The sequence below is a fragment of the Vibrio sp. 10N.222.55.B11 genome, assembly GCF_041473705.1.
In the GTDB taxonomy this organism is placed as follows: domain Bacteria; phylum Pseudomonadota; class Gammaproteobacteria; order Enterobacterales; family Vibrionaceae; genus Vibrio; species Vibrio crassostreae_C.
The window spans coordinates 156,092-175,878 of sequence record NZ_JBFRST010000028.1; the positions used below are offsets into that span (position 1 = coordinate 156,092).

Below are 19,787 nucleotides of genomic sequence, written 5' to 3' on the forward strand. Positions count from 1 at the left end.
TGACTGGGCTGGCTTAAAAGAATCTGTTTTATATCATTCCCTAATAACCCGCAGTGGACGGTTTGATTCTATATAAAATAGCGAACATCACCGGTACTACTATTAGCGTTAGTACGGTAGCAAAGCCTAAGCCTGCCATGATGGTAATCGCCATCGAGCCGAAAAATGCATCGAATACCAAAGGAATCATACCCAAGATAGTCGTTAATGCTGCCATAGATACCGGTCGTACACGACTAATCGCACTGTCGACAACCGCTAAATATGGGTCTTTACCTGTTGATAGCTCACTGTTGATCTGGTCAAGCAGTACAATGCCGTTCTTCAAAATCATGCCGCTTAGACTCAATAAGCCAAGGAACGCTGTGAAGCTGAATGGCATATTGGTACCTAACAGACCAATTGAAACACCAATGATAGAGAGTGGAACCGTAAACCAAATCACAAGCGGCTTACGAACCGAGTTAAACAGAAGCATCGTGATGATAAACATCAGCAAATAACCCATTGGCAGTGAGCCAAACAGAGATTCTTGCGCATCTTTAGAGCTTTCGTACTCACCACCCCAGCTAATGCTGTAGCCTTCTGGTAAATCTAATGCTTCTACCTTTGGTTTCACACGAGCAAACAGACTCGCTGGCGTTTCATCACCAAGAACATCGTGGTCAGCCAATACTGTTAGCGTACGTTTTCTGTCGCGACGCTGAATCAGTGGCTCAGACCATTGAAGCTCTACGCCATCAATCACTTGCTCAACTGGGATGTAAGTTTGTAGTGATGGGCTCCAAATCTTCACATTGTTTAGCGATTCGAAATCAAAACGCTCTTCTTCCGGTAAACGCGCCACGATAGGTAACATATGAGTACCATCACGCAGTAGGCCGATGTTGTAACCGCCAAACGCCATCTGTAATGTCTCAGACAAGTCAGTTTTTGAAATGCCTAGGCGACGAGCCTTAGATTCGTTGAACAGTGGTACAAGTTCTTTAGTGCGTTCACGCCAGTCATGACGAACATTTCGAGAGCCTGGATCGGCAAGCAAGATGTCTTCGACTTCAACTGCAATGTTACGCAGTACTTGTGGATCGGCACCGATAATACGCGCTTCAATTTTTGAAGCGGGTGACGGACCAAACTCAATCAACTTGAACTGGAACGTTGGTTGCTCAAATTCGTTCGCTAAGTCTTTGTCTAGCGCCGCTAGAGCCTTAAACATAGTGTCGCGGTCAGTGGTTCTTACTTGTAACTGGGCGTACGCTTCGTAGCTTTTCTCTGGTTGGTAAGTCAGTGCGAAACGTTGCATGCCCTGCCCAACCGTTGTCGTTACAAACTCCACGTCGTCTTGCTGGCGAATGTAGCTTTCAACTTTTTCTGTCTGCTTGATCGTTTCACGAACATCGGTGCCTTCTGGCATCCACATGTCTACGTAAAACATTGGGGTATTTGACGGCGGGAAGAACTGCTGCTTCACCATACCAAAACCGACAACGGAAACCGCTAATAGCGCGACCATACTTACTACAGTAAGCCATCTAAATCGAAGCGCTACTTTCAGGCTCGCACCAAATACAACGAACAAGATGCCTTGGTATGGGTCTTCGTTCTCATCAACCTTATCTTCTTCTTTAAGCAGCATCTCGGCAAGGAATGGCGTTAGTGTTAGTGCTGTTACCCAACTCAAAAACAGTGAGAAACACAGTACCCAGAACAGCGAACCCATGAATTCGCCTGTCGCATCCTTCGACAAACCAATCGGTGCAAACGCTGTGATAGCGATAATGGTCGCACCTAACAGTGGCCATTGTGTTTGCTTGACGATGTCTTTCGCTGCTTGAAGCTTGGTTTTGCCTTTCTTCAAGCCCACCAAAATACCTTCAACGACAACAATCGCATTATCCACCAGCATACCCAGCGCGATGATCAGTGCCCCCAGAGAGATGCGGTGCAGTTCAACATCGTTGTAATCCATCAGGATGAAGGTACCGAATACCGTCAATAGAAGAACCAAACCGATGATCAAACCACTGCGTAAGCCCATTGCGAACAACAATACAATGATAACGATGGCTACCGCTTCAACTAGGCTGATTAAGAAGTCAGCCACAGATTTGTCTACTTCTTGCGCTTGGTTGTAGAAGTAATTCAGTTCTACACCCGCTGGCTTAATGCTTTCTAGGCGATCCAGTTCCGCATCCAGTGCTTTACCAATCTCAACCACGTTTACACCAGAAGAGAACGCAATACCCAAGTTGATTGCAGGTTTACCGTTGTACGTTAATACATTACCCGGTTTTTCTTGAATACCACGAGTCACTTCAGCAACGTCTTTTAGACGAATTAGATTGCCAGTGTCACGACCATGAATGATTAGGTTTTCTAGTTCTTCAACCGTGCTTAATGTGCCGTTTGGCTTAATCGTTAGGCTTTGACCATTCAGCATCACCTCGCCTGCCGATACCACACTGTTTTGTTGTGCTAGCAATGCTGTCACCGTCGACATATCTAGGTTCAATGCGGCTAAGCGTTCCAGTGACATCTCAACAAACAGTTGTTCTTGTTGGTCACCTGCAATGCTAACTTTACCGACACCGTCAACCAGTTCGATTTCACGCGTTAGGTAATCTGCGTACTGTTTGAGATCAACGTAATCGTAACCATCACCGGTCAACATGATCATCACACCAAACACATCACCAAAATCATCGATGATCTGAACGGAATTTACACCACTTGGCAGTGTTGGTTGTAGATCGTTGATCTTACGGCGCATTTCATCCCAGATCTGAGGCAGCTCGTCTGGACCGTAGTCCATCTTCATACTGACCATAATTTGGGACATACCGTTCGATGATGTCGAGGTAATCTTGTCGATGTACGGAAGCTGTCTTATCTCTTTTTCTAGTGGGTAAGTCAGCTCTTCTTCAACTTCCATTGACGTAGCGCCAGGGTAAGTTGAAATAATCATTGCATCTTTAATGGTAAAAGCTGGGTCTTCTAAACGGGATAGATTACCAAAAGACGTCACACCGCCAATGGCCAAAATGACTAGAAACAGCCAGCTGATTACTTTGTTCTTTATTGAATATTCTGCGATGTTCATTCTGCTTTTCCTGACAATTGGATTCCGTCACGGAGTTTTCTTAAATTCGAATTTACGAGTAGCTCACCTTGCTCAACACCATGAGCGATTAATGCGCCTTGGCCACTGATCTTGTCGACTTCTACTTCGCTTTTGAATGCTTGTCCGTCTTCCATTTTCCACACATAGAACTGATTCGCTTCAGAGCCCGCTTCTAGCGTTGTCATTGGTAATTGGTAGCCTTGAACATCGCTCAGGCCCGCTTTCGCCATATCTACATTGACCGTAACGCTCGTGCCTGGCAGGATTTCACTTTCAGGCTGCTGCATCTGCATCCAAAATTCGTAGGTACGGGATTGTGGGTGCAGTTCACTGGTGTGTTCTAGATACGTCAGTGGATATTGGCCTGTGTGACCGCCAAAGGTCGCCTCAGGACGATAGCTATTTGAACGCATGTCTGGGCTAATTGACGCCAAGATCGAATCTGATACTTGAATTCGCACATACACCTTGTCGTTCTGGTACACACTCAGTAGTGTTTCTCCAGGCGTCGTATTTTCGAATCGTTGCTTATCGACAGTTGAAACTGTTCCTGAGAACGGCGCTAAAAGTTCTGTGTAACTCAGCTTGCGTTTCGCCGCCGCCAAATTCGCCGATGCGAGCTTGTAGTTAGCCGTCAGTTGGTCGTGTTCTGATTGCGATAACATTTCGCTGCCAAACATCTCAGTACCACGGGCCAACTGTTTGCTCGCCAGTTTGAATTGAGATTGAGCATCAGTCAGATCTTGGACGTACGTTGCGTTATCTAAGGTGGCTAATAACTGCCCTTTTTCGACATTGTCGCCCGCTTCTACTAATACTTGTTGAATCTCGCCTGCTAGCTTAAATGCCAAGGGAGTCAATTCAGCTGGCATCACCTGTCCATTAAAACTTCTGAACTGATTAGTAAGCGGTGCGCCAACTTCAAAGGTAGAAACCAACAAAGGTGGTTGTTCACGGTGTACAGCTTCATTGTTACAGGCTTGAAGTAACAGAACCGACGCGACAACAACTGATAATTTTGAAAGGTTCATTAAATACCGCCCTCACGAAGCCAAGCTTTTACTTGTTGTCCGTCTGATAACACATCCACACCCGCTTCAACGATAAGGTCACCAGACGACAATCCGTCGATAACCTTGCCTTGCTCATCAAGAAGGACTTGTACTTTAGAAATCAGTTGAGAGTCAGGGTTATAACGCCATAGTTCACCATGGCCTACGTCTTTGTTTAACCAAGCTGAATCCACAATACCAATGCCGTAGTCAGATTTACTTTTCTGAACTTCAACTTGCGCTGTCATACCAGAAAGTAGATTGATGCCTTCTGGCTTTTCGATAGACACAACCGCTTGGTAGCTGTTGGTATCTTCATCTGGTTGCGTTGAGATTTCTTTAAAGCGAGTCGGGATACGAATGCCGCGGTGACTGTCCATCACAACCCACATGTTTGAGCTCGTTAGGTCTTGAATAGAACGGTCTTCAAGCTTTGATACTGGAATTGAAAACGTCACATCCATTTCACTGTGATTCAAAATATTCAGTACAGGCTGCTTTTCTGCGATCAATTGATATTGCTTTCCAAACACCATCGATACCACGCCATCGAATGGAGCAACTAAGGTAGTGTAGCCAAGGTTTGTTTTTGCTTGGTCCAACTCAACTTCAGCGGCAGTAAAAGTGTTTACGGCTTGGTCGTAGTAATCGGTACTGACCAGTTTTTTCGCATACAACTCAGAAGCTTGTTTGTATTGGCTGTTCGCCAGATCAAATTTAGCTTGGGCTGCGTCAACGGCAATACGGTAATCCGTCGCGTCTAATACGGCTAACACCTGACCTTTCTTCACTTCTTGTCCCATACGAACATCGAAGGTTTCTATATCTCCACCCACTTGGAAAGAAAGTGCCGCACGGTCGGTTGCATCAACCTTTGCAATGAAGCTATCGAGATCAATATCAGTCTGTTGTGGGATTTCGAACAGCTTGACTGGCTTGATTACCTGCACATTTTCCTCTGACTGAACTTTGTCACATCCAGTTAGAGAGCCTGCGAGCAATAGTGCTGCAATAACAGCTCCCATGCGCTTGCTCGATATGGCATTGATAGACAAATTGGACTGCATGATGTCTCTCCATTTAATTATTATTATTTATTACACAGATGGGCAGTATATTCAAAACTCCGTAATCCACAAGCTTTACTTTCCACCTGTGCAGTATTTTTTATTTGAGTAAAAACAGTGTAGAATGTGGTAATCAGGTAAATGTGTGAAATGAAGATGACTGAAAAGAAACAAGGCAGAAGAAGCGCAAAAGACGCTGAAGAGACGCGTTTTTTGATCATGGGTGTTGCTGCGGATATGTTCTGTGAGCATGGTTATGATAGCGTTTCGCTTCGTAACATCAGTGAAAAAGCAGGTGTATCGCATAGCCTTATTCGCCACCACTTTGGTAGCAAAGAAAAGATTTGGCATGCAATAAGTGATTGTTTACACGATTATTTTCAGTCTTACATCAGTAAGATTATGGAAGAGCTGCCAAAAGATGTTGCGCCAAATATCGCTATCTACCTGTTTAGCATGCGTCTGTTCACCAACATGATTCACTCACGTAGGCCAATGCAGCTTATTTCAGACTCTGTTCGCCAAGAAGACAACCTAGTTGATTACTTCATCGACAATGTCGGCGATGTTGAAAAAGAGATTAACGGGCTTGCCGCTGAGTACAATGCAGCTAACCCAGACAAAATGATCAACATTTACGAAGTTAAATGGCAAATGATCATGTACGCAAACGGCGCTGTATGCCTCACTCCCTTTATGGAAAGCACTTGGAATGAAGGTGATATGGTCACCTCACCCGAAGACGCCCTACTTAAGCATTGGCAGCTTTTCAACACGCAGATGGTCAGCAAGTTCAATATTGATGAAGAGTGGGCTCTAAATCCAACCTCGATTGAAGAGCTGATTTATGAAGTGCCATGTGAATGGAAGTGTAACCAGGAACATAAAGCTTAATCGGGTTCATACCCATGATGAGCTTATAAGATACAAAAACGCGCCGTTACAGAAGTCACTGTAACGGCGCGTTTTTATATGTATAGATCTTTAAACTGGAGCTTTGTACAGCTTATTAGCGACGTGCTTTACCGCGGTTTTGGTGAATCTTAAGCTTCGCTTTCATCTTACGTTTTTCTGATGAACGGCTTTTGCTGCGACCACCACGATCGGGCGCTAGATCTTTTTCAAGGCTTGGTTCAAAGCCCTCTAGCCACTCTTGAGGCAAGCGAGTATCAAGTAATCGCTCAATATCACCCAATAGGTAAGCTTCATCCTGACTCATCAAAGAGATCGCTAAGCCGCTGTTACCCGCACGGCCAGTACGTCCGATGCGGTGAACATAATCTTCTGCTTTAAATGGCATGTCATAGTTCACAACTTGTTCTAGCTGCTGAATATCAATACCACGAGCTGCCACGTCGGTTGCGATCAACGCACGAACTTTGCCTGACTTGAAATCGTCTAGGGCTTTTTGACGCGCACCTTGGCTCTTATCGCCATTGATTGATGCCGCTTTAATGCCGTCTAACTTAAGCTCTTTAACGAGAGCATCAGTGCCCTGCTTAGTCTTTGTGAACACCAACACTTGTTGCCAGTTTTTTGAACCAATCAAATACGCTAATAGCTCACTTTTACGCGACTTATCTACCGGGTAAACCATCTGTGTTACGGTTTCAGCGGTGCTGTTTTTTGGCGTAACTTGGATTTCACTTGGCTTCTGCATCATACGGTGTGCAATCGCTTTGATTTTGTTATCAAACGTTGCAGAGAAGAACAGAGTTTGACGCACTTCGTTCATGCGAGAAAGAATACGCTTAATGTCAGGCATGAAGCCCATATCTAACATACGGTCAGCTTCATCCAGTACCAGTACTTCCGTTTGGCTCAACATGATGTTTCTAGTGAACATGTGATCAATAAGACGACCAGGCGTCGCGACAAGAATATCTGCGCCACCGCGTAAGTTATCAGTTTGCACCTTCATGCTAACGCCGCCGTAAGCCACCACGACTTTAATGTCGGTGCCCTTTGCGTAGCTAGTTAAGTTATCGAAAACCTGTTGTGCCAATTCACGAGTTGGCACTAATACAAGCGCACGAACGAGCTTAGGGTTCGGAATAACGTTGTCTTTTGTCTCGATTAATCTTTGAATAATCGGTAAACCAAACGCAGCCGTTTTACCTGTACCCGTTTGAGCACCAGCCAGTACATCTTTGCCTTCTAATACCAATGGAATTGCTTGTTCTTGAACACTGGTAGGAGCCGTAAAATTAAGCTCAGACAACGTGGCAAGAAGATGCTCAGATAATCCTAGTTGGTTAAAAGATTTTGTAGATTCAGACATAGTATGATGCTCAAAGATTAAATAGGCGCGGATTGTAGCAAACCTGCATTACGCTGTTTACCTTTCCTTTTGATTTTTCTTCATTTGAAGCGCATTAAACTGCTTAGCTTCCTCTAAAACGTTGGGATAAAGCTCATTAAAGTGACACTGCAACGTATCATAGTGACGTTCGAGGTCATCGTAACATGCCTCGAGCATACCGAGCTTAGGCCTTCTCAACGCCATTCGCTGCAACACCACCTCTATAGATGACATGTCTTGATAGCTCTCTAACCATCTATGCTCAGCCATTTTCTGATGAACCATAACGAAATTTTCAGGCCAGTGTGGCTCTTGATGTTCAAAGATCTGCTCATGGCTATCTAAACAAAAACGCTCTAATGTCTGCTGTGAAAACTGATCCCAATGATTGGCTAAGCAGTGATCCCAAAATACATCGAGTGCGATAGGCGCAAAGCGTCGTGTTTGGTCTGAGAAAAGTGATTTTGCAGAACGAGATACATCATGACGATCAGTATAGCTATCAACAAATCGATGAAGCCTAATACCGTCAGAAAGGGAATCAGAATAGTGTTTATTAGGGTCGCCTTTAACAAAATCACCTAACAGGTTACCTGCTAAGTTGCTGTTACAGTGCTTGGCGATGTGAAGGTGTGCGAGAAAGTTCATTGAACCTCATTAAAGTATCGAGAACTAAGTAACATGGTAAACGTACTCGTTTATCTTCGCGAACTTTAATGAGGATAGTTTTGGTATGACGTGTGAGCGAATACGATTTGCTCAGTTTAGAATTGTTTGCTTTGAGAAGCTTTAGCTAAGAAAACTTTTAGCTTTAAAACGTTTCAGTTGAAACTGAATTAAAGATCTTAAAAGCTTAGTTCGAAGACTTGAAAAGCTCTTCTGCTAACTGTTTCACTGTCTGCTCATAGTCAGACAAATCAATGCCAATTTCCATAGCATCTAACAACTCTAGACTTTCGTCATTATAAGATTGGTCACTCATTGTGCCCCCTCTATTCCTTGATGTGGACATGATGTCCGATTAACTAGTGCACCATCTTGGACTTATATTATGTCACTTTGATGAACGTACTCTACTCTACCCATTCCATATTCATAGCTTAAAGCTACTCGCGATCATTAACGCTTTTTTGCGTTAAAGGGGTATACGCGAACGACATATGTACTGCCACCTTACACCAAGTACAACAAATTACTCTATAAATTTTGAAACCGATCATGGTCAAACGTTTGCTTTGCTCATTTGAATGCTGACATGCCCCTTTGTGTAAATATTAATTTACAGTGGATGTTTTTAATTACAATAAGAATTGCATTTGGAATTAAACTCAATCAGAATACTTCAAAATCGAGATATTCTTTGGGTTTATGCGCTTAAGCTAGAAGAATTACAATGAAAACACACCCTAACGTAAAGAATTATATACAATGAATAAATCAAAGGTTTTTGGTAGTACTTTGATCATTGCAGGCACAACCATTGGTGCTGGCATGCTCGCTCTTCCACTTGCTTCTGCAGGTATTGGCTTTTCAACTTCACTTTTCTTGATGCTGGGTTTATGGGCGTTAATGGCTTTTACTGCGCTATTAATGGTAGAGCTTCACCAATTCGCAGAATCTGACGCTACCCTACACACCCTAGCTGACAAAATTTTAGGGACAAAAGGTAAATGGATAGCAAGCTTTGCAGTTATGTTCCTTTTCTACGCTCTGTGTGCAGCTTATATTGCAGGCGGTGGTGCGCAGTTTAATCAACGTATCTCGGATATTTCAGGCATTGAGCTTAATGGCCAAATCACAACCCTTCTATTCACACTGTTAGTTGCTGGCGTTGTTACGATTGGTACGCACAGTGTTGATAAAGTTAACCGCGTTTTATTCGGACTTAAACTGATTGCGATGGTACTGGTACTCAGCTTCCTAGCACCAAACATCACCTCTCAATACCTAATGAGCATGCCTTTACAGCAAGGGCTGATTGTTGCAGCAATCCCAGTCGTGTTTACCTCTTTTGGCTTCCACGGCAGCATCCCTTCAATTGTTCGATACCTAGATGGTGACGTTCGCTCTCTACGTAAGGTCATGATTATTGGCTCTGCACTCCCTTTGGTCATCTATGTTTTCTGGCAGAGTGTGACTCTAGGTGTGATTAGCCAAGAGCAGCTTTTGTCGGATACAAGTTTGGGCGCACTGTTAGTCTCATTGTCACAAACTGTTCATCAATCAAACCTTAGCGTTATCGTTGGCGTATTCGCAGACCTTGCACTGCTGACTTCTTTTATTGGTGTGAGCTTGGGGTTATTTGAATTCATGGGGGATTCACTGAGCAAGAAACTAGGCAGTGCAAAACGCGTTAAAACGGCCGCTATCACTTTCTTACCGCCATTAGGTTTTGCCTTGTTCTACCCACAGGGTTTCATTACAGCTCTGGGCTACGCAGCCATAGCACTTTCAGTACTCGCAATTTTGCTGCCGACAGTGATGGTATACAAGATTCGTTACACTGATTTCTCTGTCAAACCTCAATCTGCAGAAGCCAGTTACCAAGTGTTAGGCGGTAGCAAAGCGTTGTTTTTAGCAGGTAGCGTTGGCGTATTTATCATTGCCATTCAAGTTCTTATTTCAGTAGGGTTACTGCCTTCTTTGGGCTAATAAACCTATACAGAACTAATTTACTTGATCCAGATCTCACAAATAACATGTCACTATCATTAATTTTCACAATTAGTAGATTAAAGTCACATTTTTATTGAGGTCGGTTATTTAGAGTCCACGGTAAAGGATTTACCGTGGAGTTTTTATGAAAGAAGTACAATTTCGAACGATAGACAAACTGTTTATCAAGATGTCGATCAACGACAAATTTTGGGTCATTTTCTTAATCTTTTTTGCCGCTCTGGCAAGCCTAGCTGGACTGAACTACATCAACAAAATGGAACACATTGACGTAACTGCAAAACAGCAGGTCGAGTATCAACTGCAAGGCATTTTATCAGCATCAGATTCCCCGGCATCTGTTCGCTCTGTTAGCCAGCAAACTCGCGCTCAACAAACCACTATTTCAAATAATGGTTCTGTGACTGCCACAGCACTCGCACAAGATGGCAACTACTACTCACTTACCGTTTCAACTAACGATATACAGAATCAAAAGCAGCAAGCACTGTACACTTTATTACTGAGCTTCTTGTGGTGTGTGCCTTTTGGTCTTTTCTGTTACTGGGTAGCGACTTTCCTAGGCGGCGCACTTTGGGTTCTTTATTCAACGACTCAAAAGATTGGTGATGGTGACTTAACATCACGCCTTGGCTTCCACCCTGGCCGTGATGAGTTCGGCACGATTGGTTGTGCGCTTGACCGTTCAATGGACACGCTTAGTGAGTTAGTCAACAACGTAAACCACAGTGCAGCAACGCTAAGCGAAACATCGGCTTCTTTCGAAACTGAGATGAAGCGCAGCGAAACACAAATCATGAGCCAAAATGCCTCTCTAGACTCTGTAGCGACAGCAATGGATCAGATGACAGCTTCGGCAAATGAAGTCTCTAACATCTCTGCACGCTCAACTGAACAAACAGAACAAGACGCGCAGCAAATCAACGATAGCCACGCGAAGGTTCAACAGGCAATCTCGGAAATCACCACCCTTTCTTCTTTGATTGAGCAAACCTCATCTTCTGTTACTAGCTTGAATGTGAATACGAGCCAAATTAACGAGGTCATCACGACGATCAATGCTATTTCAGAGCAAACTAACTTACTTGCTTTAAATGCCGCGATTGAAGCCGCTCGTGCGGGCGAGCAAGGCCGAGGTTTCGCTGTTGTTGCTGATGAAGTAAGAACACTGGCAAGCCGCACTCAGTCGGCTACTGTAGAAATCCAAGCGATGATTGAACGCTTACAGCAAGAGAGCCAAAATATCGCGAAGATCACCGAACAGACGGTTGACCAAGCGCAAACCAGTAGCCAGTTGATTTCAAACATTGGTCACGACGTAAACTCGATTGCAGATTCAGCTCAAGCACTAATGGACATGAGTATCCAAATCGCAACATCAGCCGATGAGCAAAGTAACGTTGCCAATACGATTGCAGCAGAGCTTAACGATATTCGAAGCCAATCCGATGTGATTAAAGACGTGGCTCAGAATTCTTCAAATGGCGTATCTAGGCTAACAGAAGCGTCGGTTTCTCTATCTCAGACATTGGCACGCTACCGAACTTAAGGATCAACTGGTGAACTAGCGGCGTGAATTGAAAACAAACTAATGAGGACTCGTAATGGGTCCTTTCTTTTTGGCTTTTGTTTAATAACATTACAAGAACCATGGTCAATAACGATGACATTATCAATTACCATGAAGCAAGTCGCAAAGGAGAGATTAAGAAGTGTCAGAACTGTCTAATATTCGAGCTTAGGAGTAATCTAATTGAACGGGTCTTTTTTCGCTTACCCCCTTGCTGCAGGTGACACATAATGAATAAAACAGAAACACCAAACACCGACGACATTACATGCCCTTTATGCCAACACGACGAGTATCTGCTTTCAGAAAGTGGAGAAAAGTTTACTTGTGCATCTTGCGGTTTCCACACCAAACAATTTAGTAAGGTAGTCAGCCTTCAACTAAGCTCTACCCCACCAAAGCTGCAGAATTCGATATACCACCATTTGAGCAGTGCTTGCCATTAATCCAAACTGAAATTTCTTCTAAACTGTAGATATCCTGAGCCGCGAGTTCTGCTGAGTCGGCTTCGGGATCTACGATTGCTTCATCAATACTCGGGCGTAATCGAAACGATTGGATACCCGCGCGAACACCAGCCTCAATCCCTTTCAACGTATCATCCACGTAGATGCACTCATTTGGCAGAAAGCCCATGTTCATGGCCGTGTACATGATTAGATCAGGCTCTGGCTTCCAGCTGTTAGCATCAAAAGCTGAGAACACTTTGCCTTTGAAGTCGTCTAGCATGCCTGTCATCGCCAATGAAGATTCAACCCTAGATTTCGGTGCATTGGAAGCAATACAAAACTCGATGTCTTGTTGTTTGAGGAATTCAATAAGTTCGATAGCGCCATCCATCGGTTTTAAATGACGCTGGAACAGTGCTTGTAATTCATTGCGATATAACGGCTCAAGTGTATCAATCGAGATAGATAACCCAAGACGTTCTTGTGTATCCATTAAGATGTCGGCTAGCTTCCCGCCTTGAAAGTGCGCATAGCAGTCGTTGACGTTTAGCTCCGCTCCAAAGCCAGTGAAAACGTTCACCAAAGCTTGGCAGCACAGCTTTTCACTATCGATAAGTGTTCCGTCACAATCGAAAATCACACATTTAGTCTGTTCTAACCGCATAGGTATCTCACTCAGATTGAATCCAAGTTTTATCCTATAGTGTTCTTTCAATGCGCGAGATGATTGAGGTAACAGTTTGCAGATACAGGCTTATTTCTCTTCGCGAAATATGGAGTTGATCACTTTATCGCTCAACATAAGCAACAGTTTTCATTAAATTAACCCAGATTCTACGAAACCAAATACTGCGAGGTTTACATAAGCTACTCAATTTCAGGAGAAAATATAAATCACTACTTCCTAGCCGGATCGTGGTGAATCGATAAAAAAAATGGCTTATAGGCTACTCAGATAGAGCGACAATTAGCTAACAACCGACTCTTCTAAGACCTTAGCTTCAAGCGAAGGTAAAGACGCATATTCTACAGTTCCAGTATCGGGGTACGAATCTCGGATAGCGACAAACTCGGATAAGTGTTTCAGTAGCAATTTAGTTAGCTGAGGATCAAACTGGTAGCCACACTCTCGCTCAAACAAATCGACCACCATATCTAACGGCCACGGTTCTTTGTAGCAACGTGCACTAAGCAGCGCATCAAACACATCGGCTACGGCAGTGATACGAGCAAACAGGTGTATTTCATCACCCACTTTTCCATTCGGGTATCCAGCACCATCCCAACGCTCGTGATGTTCGTTAGCAATGATTGCCGCGAGGTTGGTAATATCACCCGCTCCGCTCTTTAGTAAGTTATAGCCAGCCGTAGTATGAAGCTTCATCACCTCCCACTCTTGGTCGGTTAATTTCCCAGGTTTATCCAAGATTGATTCAGGGACTGAAATCTTACCCACATCGTGCATTGGGCTGATGATCTCAATCATCTCGACCTCGCGATGGCTCAAGCCACGATACTTAGCAAGCAGTGCAGACAACTTGGCTACACGCTTAACGTGATTACCAGTTTCGCCAGAGCGGGTTTCAATTGCCTCTCCGAGAACATGAATCATATCCTTTTGGATATTCAAGGTCTGTTTCTGAAGCTTTAAGATTCGTTTGTTCTTATTCGCCAACTCTTTCTTTTGGCGCAGAGTGACAAATTGCATCAAGATGATCAGGCTCAAACCCGCAATCACCATCGACAGCCCCAATAACAACTGGAAGTTTTTGCGAATAAAGGATGAAGGCTCGTTAATGAAAACCGCTTCGTCAGGTAACGCGTTTCCACTAATCCCGTATCTCTTCATTGCAGGGTAATTGAATACAAAACGTTTGTTGTCTCCGGGAGTTAACGGTGTAGTAAAACCAAGTGGAAGGTATTTATCCAACGCATCGACGGCCTGTTCACCCATGCTTTGTGAGTGATTAACGTAACCACCGAGTACATCACCCGAAATATAGAACTGCCATAAAGCAAACACCGGAGCAGCACTCGCTTTTGACAACGTATCCGCAATCTCTTGGTAAGTGTGATAAACCCCTTGCTTTAACTCGGTGTTGTAATGACTGAGCAATACCGCATCGTCCGCAGAGATCCCTTCCAAAAATTGGCTCGTATGCTCCAGCGACAAGTCGCGAATTTCTACGAGATTGATATTTGAAAATTCAGCCATCATTTTGTTCATTTCTTTATGAATCAATTCAGACGTGACACTGTAATCATTTACAAAATAGAGATTCTTTAGATTAGGTCTTAATTTGGAGATCAGCTTAATATTAACGTCTATCTGATCGTTATCGTAAAGCACAGTTGCTCTGTCAGACACCGCGTACATGTCGGTGCTGAAATCATTGATGCCGGCTGCAACGACAGGTGTGGAGCGATCAATCAAATTAGGCAGAGATTCAAGAAAATTGGCTGCGTTATCGTCCGTCGCAATTACGCCATCAAATTTATAACCTGCATACTTCGCACGTAAGTAGTTCGCGAGAGAGTCGTAATACTCTGGGCTGTGGACACGCTTTGAATCCAAATACTCTATTGAGAGTTTAACTTCGGTTTGAGACTGGCTGAACGCACTGTCTATCCCTTTTTGGAAGTCAGCAGTCCATTGATAAGAAGGTTCGTATGAGTGTAAAACTAGGATGCGTTTAATATCCCAGTCGTTAGCAAAACTGAGTGAAGAATAAGCGCTAACACATAATACAGCGATTGATATCAATAGCTTGTACATACAATACCCTTTAAATAAGACGGGGTATTGTACTTAGATTAACGCTTTGTCAAAGAATCTTTAGTTCTCGATCCATACTTTATCGCAAGAAGCATGATCTTGTGCCCAAAAATCGTGTAACTGCTTAGCAAAGTTGTTGATACTTTGACCATTTTCAGCAACGACATCCGAGATCAATAGGGAACCATCCGCTTCTGTGACGATAGCGCTCGCCACAACTTCACCGTTTTGAGTACCAATATATAATACATGATCGTCAGAAAGCATAATTTGGCTCAAGAACTCAAGCATGTGTGCCCTTTCGATTTCATCTTGGTAAACGCTTGCTTGGTTGAGTGAAAATAGCACGGTCAATTTATGGAAATCGACTTTATGCAGTTCATCAATTTGGGAAGGAGTTTGATCTTGTGCTAGGAGTTGGTATGTCTTGGATGGAAGTTTGCTTTGATAAAGTTCACGGCCGAGGAGGCTCTCTTTTGCGGGGTAAGCAATATCGAGCTGACTAAATAGCCATTGGTTTTTCTTGTGTGCAATTTCAGGTATTTCGTTATTCATTCTTTTAGTACCTACGGTTAGTATCCCCAAATATCGCAGTTATTTGGAAGACATACGGTCGGCTGAGGTGCCGAGCTACAAGCAGAGAGCATACAGAGCATGACCAAGGCCAACAAGTACTTTAAATGCTTCATATTTTTCATTATCCAACAACATCCTTTAAGAACTTAACGAAAAGCTCTACACTCGTATCCAAGCTTTCAATATCCTTATAGTAAACAGAACTATATAAATAAAAAGGACTTCTTATGAAAAAAGCCTTAATAGCAGCAGGTATCGTGACAATGTTAGCTGGCTGTTCGGACAACGAGGTTGGCGACGTCTCACTGGGTTTCTTCACAATGAAGGATATCAAAATGTCTTCATTAGATGACGATAAGATCGCGGGTGTTACCTGTCATATCGCATCAATCGAAGCAAACCTTAGCCTTTCTGATCCAAGTGATAGCTCTATATCTTGTCGTCAAACAGGTGAAATTACACCAGAAATGATTGCTCAAATAGACAAGAGTAAGTCTGGCGAAGTGGTATTCAAGCAATCGAAAAGTATCTTCTTTAAAACAATGAAGGTTCGTCGTATCTACGATGCAGAGAATCAGTCGCTGCTTTACTTGTCTTACACCACCAAAGAAACAGAAGGTAGCTTCAAACACAGCCTTTCAACTGTTCCACTATGGGGTACAGAGGCTTACGTTGATCCAGCGACGTTAGTACAGCCAACCGAGTAGTTTCAAACATATAGTTAGTTGAATCACCTGTACAGACATTGTGCAGGTGATTCAAAATGTAATAAAAATGAAAGAAACAGAAACAAAATGTGATATCATGCGGCAAAATTTTTTCACTGTATTTTTCATATGAAGTTTCCTGGACAGCGTAAATCTAAGCACTACTTTCCAACTCACGCACGTGATCCGTTGGTCAACCAAATTCAACAAACGCCTAAGCTTCACCGCGCAACGATTGTGGGTGTTGGCCAAACGATTGTTGATATCGAAGCCCGTGTTGACAACGAGTTCCTAGAAAAATACGAGCTGAGTAAAGGTCACTCACTGGTATTGGAAGAAAGTAAAGCAGATGCGCTGTATGAAGAGTTAGTTGAGCGCGGTTTGATCACGCATCAATATCCTGGCGATACTATCGGCAACACACTGCACAACTATTCCGTACTTGCGGACAGCAAATCTGTCCTGCTTGGCGTAATGTCTAAGAAGATTGAAGTTGGCTCATTTGGTTATCGTTACCTTTGCCGCACTTCTTCTCGTATGAATCTAAACCACCTTCAAACTGTTGATGGTCCAATTGGTCGTTGTTACACGCTGATTTCTGAAGATGGCGAACGTACGTTTGCAATCAACGAAGGCCACATGAACCAACTTCTTCCAGAAAGCATTCCTGAAAAAGTCTTCGAGAAAGCTTCTGCATTGGTTGTGTCGTCATACCTAATGCGTGGCAAACCTGAAGATCCGATGCCAAAAGCGGTACAAAAAGCGATTGAATACGCGAAAGCGCACAATGTGCCTGTTGTACTAACACTTGGTACTAAGTATGTGATCGAAGGCAACGCTGAATGGTGGCAAGAATACCTGAAAGAAAACGTAACCATCGTCGCGATGAACGAAGATGAAGGTGAAGCGCTAACGGGTGAAAAAGATCCTCTATTGGCTGCTAACAAGGCACTTGAGTGGGTTGACCTAGTTCTATGTACTGCAGGTCCTATTGGTCTATACATGGCAGGTTACACTGACGAACCAGCGAAACGCGAAACCACACTGCCATTGTTACCGGGTAACATCCCTGAGTTCAATAAATACGAATTCAGCCGTGCGATGCGTAAGCAAGACTGTAAAGACCCAGTAAAAGTGTACTCTCACATTGGCCCTTACCTAGGTGGCCCACTTGAGATTAAGAATACCAATGGCGCTGGCGATGGTGCACTTTCAGCACTACTTCACGACATGGCAGCAAATAGCTACCACCACGTGAATGTACCAAACTCAGAGAAACACGAGCACACTTGTCTAACTTACTCTTCACTGTCTCAAATTTGTAAGTACGCAAACCGTGTAAGCTACGAAGTGTTGACTCAGCACTCTCCTCGCCTTTCTCGTGCATTACCTGAACGCGAAGATAGCTTAGAAGAAACATACTGGGATCGTTAATCGACCATATTAGGCAGTTACCTCTTAAAGGTTAACGCCAAGTGAGATTACCCATTCCTTGAAGGGCTGCTATATGCAGCCCTTTTTGTATTCAACACCAATATAACGGCAGGTGAAGTTAATCATATCGAATATTTTGCTCGTTTAAGATTTGATCTCGCGCAATGACTCTTTAGATCTGTTATCTTCCAGCACATAATTCGTGTGGTTTGCCTTTACTTGGCAAATTTATACAGTACTATCGCCACGCAAACGTTTACGTACCGCCTTTCGGTTCTGATATAAGGATCAAATATGCTGTCTGATATTGATATTTGTCGCTCTACTCCCCTTAAAAACATCAGTGAGGTTGCCAAGCAAGCTGGCCTGCACCACAACGAACATCAGCCATTAGGGCAATTCAAATCTAAAGTGTCTCTCACGTCACTTGAACGCCTCGCCAACCAACAAGATGGTAAATTAGTCGTAGTCACGGCGATCACACCGACACCTCTTGGTGAAGGCAAAACCGTCACTACTATCGGATTAGCACAAGGCCTCGCAGAGATTAACCAATCTGCAATGGCCTGCATTCGCCAGCCTTCAATGGGTCCGGTATTTGGTGTAAAAGGTGGCGCTGCGGGTGGTGGTTACTCTCAAGTTGCCCCTATGGAACAATTAAACCTGCACCTGACGGGCGATATTCATGCTGTTACGGCCGCTCACAACCTCGCCTCTGCCGCCATTGATGCACGTTTGTATCATGAACAACGGGAAGGCTTAGAGGCGTTTGAAGCGCGTTCTGGCTTAAAAGCCTTGGATATTGACCCAAGCAGAATCGTTTGGCGACGTGTACTTGACCACAATGATCGCGCACTACGCATGATCACGGTTGGCAAGAACGAAGCAGACAAAACAATTAACGGCTTTGAGCGAGAAGATGGATTTGATATCTCAGCTGCTTCAGAGCTAATGGCCATTCTTGCTCTAGCCAATGACCTTCAAGATTTGAGAAAGCGCATCGGACGAGTGGTACTTGCCTACAACAAACAAGGCTTGCCGTTGACCGCAGATGACTTCAACGTTGCAGGCGCAATGACCGTAACCATGAAGGATTCTATTGAACCAACATTGATGCAAACCCTTGAAGGCGTTCCTACCCTAATTCACGCCGGGCCTTTCGCGAACATCGCACATGGTAACTCTTCAATTATTGCCGATAAGATAGCGTTAAAACTGAGTGACTTTGTCGTGACCGAAGGTGGTTTCGGCTCAGATATGGGCTTTGAAAAAGCGTGCAACATAAAAGCAAAAGCGTCGAACAAAAAGCCCGATTGCGCTGTGGTTGTTGCAACATTACGTGGATTAAAGGCCAACTCTGGTTTATACGATTTGAGACCCGGCACTCCATTACCAGATTCAATTTTTAATGATGACCAAGACGCGCTAATTGCAGGCTTTGAGAACCTAAAATGGCACATCAACAACGTTAAGCAATACCAAGTGCCTACAGTTGTTGCGATTAACCGATTCCCACAAGACTCAGCTCAAGAGCTCGATGCTTTGAAACAGATGATCACCGACTTCGACTCAAGCGTTAACGTTGAAGTAAGCGAAGCATTTGGTCAAGGTGGCGAAGGCGCGACTCAACTGGCTCACGCTGTAGTCAAAGCTTGCCAAAAACAGAGTGAATTTAAGCCTTTGTATCACTCAGAGCAAAGCCTAGAAGAAAAGCTGATGGCAGTTGCTGAAGTTGGTTATGGCGCGGCAAGTATTTCGCTATCTCCACTGGCTAAAAAACAACTGGCTGAATTCAAACTGCATGGCTATAGCGACCTATCAGTTTGTTTGGCAAAAACACCACTATCGATCTCGACAGAAGCACACGTAAAAGGTGCACCAACCCAATTTGACGTGCCTGTTAGAGAACTAAAATTGTGTGCTGGTGCTGGCTTTATTTACGCGTTGTGCGGCAATGTAATGACCATGCCAGGCTTGCCTGACAAACCGGCGTTCATGTCGTTAGATATTGATAGTAATGGAAATATCGTCGGCCTAAGCTAGCTGCCCTTAGTTAG

The 19,787-nt window shown here is 43.9% G+C and carries 15 protein-coding genes; 6 read left to right on the plus strand and 9 right to left on the minus strand.

What is annotated here, in order from left to right; all coding sequences use genetic code 11:
• Positions 1 to 40: 40 nt before the first annotated feature.
• Genes AB4503_RS11245 through AB4503_RS11255 form a run of 3 tightly spaced genes read right to left on the minus strand, consistent with a single transcriptional unit; the run spans position 41 to position 5,240 of the window.
• Positions 41 to 3,100, minus strand: coding sequence for an efflux RND transporter permease subunit (locus tag AB4503_RS11245; protein WP_372114645.1), 3,060 nt, complete (start codon positions 3,098 to 3,100; stop codon positions 41 to 43).
• The gene (locus tag AB4503_RS11250) at positions 3,097 to 4,152 is read right to left on the minus strand and encodes an efflux RND transporter periplasmic adaptor subunit (protein WP_017065790.1); all 1,056 of its coding nucleotides are present in this window, start codon (positions 4,150 to 4,152) and stop codon (positions 3,097 to 3,099) included. The genes AB4503_RS11245 and AB4503_RS11250 overlap by 4 nt, the downstream gene beginning before the upstream one ends.
• The gene (locus AB4503_RS11255) at positions 4,152 to 5,240 is read right to left on the minus strand and encodes an efflux RND transporter periplasmic adaptor subunit (protein ID WP_017065789.1); all 1,089 of its coding nucleotides are present in this window, start codon (positions 5,238 to 5,240) and stop codon (positions 4,152 to 4,154) included. Before AB4503_RS11255 ends, AB4503_RS11250 begins: the two co-directional genes overlap by 1 nt.
• Positions 5,241 to 5,390: 150 nt before the next feature.
• On the opposite strand from AB4503_RS11255, the gene AB4503_RS11260 reads away from it, so the two are divergent.
• The gene (locus AB4503_RS11260; RefSeq protein ID WP_372114648.1) at positions 5,391 to 6,134 is read left to right on the plus strand and encodes a TetR/AcrR family transcriptional regulator; all 744 of its coding nucleotides are present in this window, start codon (positions 5,391 to 5,393) and stop codon (positions 6,132 to 6,134) included.
• Positions 6,135 to 6,249: 115 nt separating this feature from the next.
• Here AB4503_RS11260 and AB4503_RS11265 read toward each other — a convergent pair whose 3' ends face one another.
• The 3 genes from AB4503_RS11265 to AB4503_RS11275 all read right to left on the minus strand — a co-directional run bounded on the left by AB4503_RS11265 (position 6,250) and on the right by AB4503_RS11275 (position 8,524).
• A complete protein-coding gene (locus AB4503_RS11265) occupies positions 6,250 to 7,521 on the minus strand; it encodes a DEAD/DEAH box helicase (RefSeq protein ID WP_017059829.1) in 1,272 nt (423 codons plus the stop codon).
• 57 nt (positions 7,522 to 7,578) lie between these two features.
• On the minus strand, positions 7,579 to 8,190 hold the full coding sequence (locus AB4503_RS11270) for an ACP phosphodiesterase (protein ID WP_017059830.1): 612 nt from the start codon (positions 8,188 to 8,190) through the stop codon (positions 7,579 to 7,581).
• Between the two features lie 205 nt (positions 8,191 to 8,395).
• Complete coding sequence (locus AB4503_RS11275) at positions 8,396 to 8,524, minus strand: hypothetical protein (RefSeq protein WP_017059831.1); 129 nt, start codon at positions 8,522 to 8,524, stop codon at positions 8,396 to 8,398.
• Positions 8,525 to 8,970: 446 nt separating this feature from the next.
• On the opposite strand from AB4503_RS11275, the gene AB4503_RS11280 reads away from it, so the two are divergent.
• Entirely contained in the window at positions 8,971 to 10,194 is a 1,224-nt protein-coding gene (locus tag AB4503_RS11280; protein ID WP_372114650.1) for an aromatic amino acid transport family protein, read from the plus strand.
• A gap of 148 nt (positions 10,195 to 10,342) precedes the next feature.
• Positions 10,343 to 11,767, plus strand: coding sequence for a methyl-accepting chemotaxis protein (locus AB4503_RS11285; protein ID WP_372114652.1), 1,425 nt, complete (start codon positions 10,343 to 10,345; stop codon positions 11,765 to 11,767).
• 408 nt (positions 11,768 to 12,175) lie between these two features.
• On the opposite strand, the gene AB4503_RS11290 is transcribed toward AB4503_RS11285, so the two are convergent.
• The 3 genes from AB4503_RS11290 to AB4503_RS11300 all read right to left on the minus strand — a co-directional run bounded on the left by AB4503_RS11290 (position 12,176) and on the right by AB4503_RS11300 (position 15,568).
• Positions 12,176 to 12,901: an HAD-IA family hydrolase gene (locus tag AB4503_RS11290; RefSeq protein WP_017059834.1), complete on the minus strand. Its 726-nt coding sequence runs from the start codon at positions 12,899 to 12,901 to the stop codon at positions 12,176 to 12,178.
• Positions 12,902 to 13,204: 303 nt separating this feature from the next.
• Positions 13,205 to 15,013 (minus strand): HD domain-containing phosphohydrolase, encoded by a 1,809-nt coding sequence (locus AB4503_RS11295; RefSeq protein ID WP_372114654.1) that lies wholly within the window; start codon positions 15,011 to 15,013, stop codon positions 13,205 to 13,207.
• A gap of 60 nt (positions 15,014 to 15,073) precedes the next feature.
• Positions 15,074 to 15,568, minus strand: coding sequence for a hypothetical protein (locus tag AB4503_RS11300; protein ID WP_017064644.1), 495 nt, complete (start codon positions 15,566 to 15,568; stop codon positions 15,074 to 15,076).
• Positions 15,569 to 15,816: 248 nt separating this feature from the next.
• Here AB4503_RS11300 and AB4503_RS11305 point away from each other — a divergent pair, with 248 nt between their 5' ends.
• The 3 genes from AB4503_RS11305 (at position 15,817) to AB4503_RS11315 (ending at position 19,773) form a co-directional block, all read left to right on the plus strand.
• Complete coding sequence (locus AB4503_RS11305; RefSeq protein ID WP_017064645.1) at positions 15,817 to 16,296, plus strand: CreA family protein; 480 nt, start codon at positions 15,817 to 15,819, stop codon at positions 16,294 to 16,296.
• 129 nt (positions 16,297 to 16,425) lie between these two features.
• Complete coding sequence (locus AB4503_RS11310) at positions 16,426 to 17,730, plus strand: inosine/guanosine kinase (RefSeq protein ID WP_017069885.1); 1,305 nt, start codon at positions 16,426 to 16,428, stop codon at positions 17,728 to 17,730.
• Positions 17,731 to 18,024: 294 nt separating this feature from the next.
• Positions 18,025 to 19,773: a formate--tetrahydrofolate ligase gene (locus tag AB4503_RS11315; RefSeq protein WP_017059839.1), complete on the plus strand. Its 1,749-nt coding sequence runs from the start codon at positions 18,025 to 18,027 to the stop codon at positions 19,771 to 19,773.
• Positions 19,774 to 19,787 lie beyond the last annotated feature (14 nt).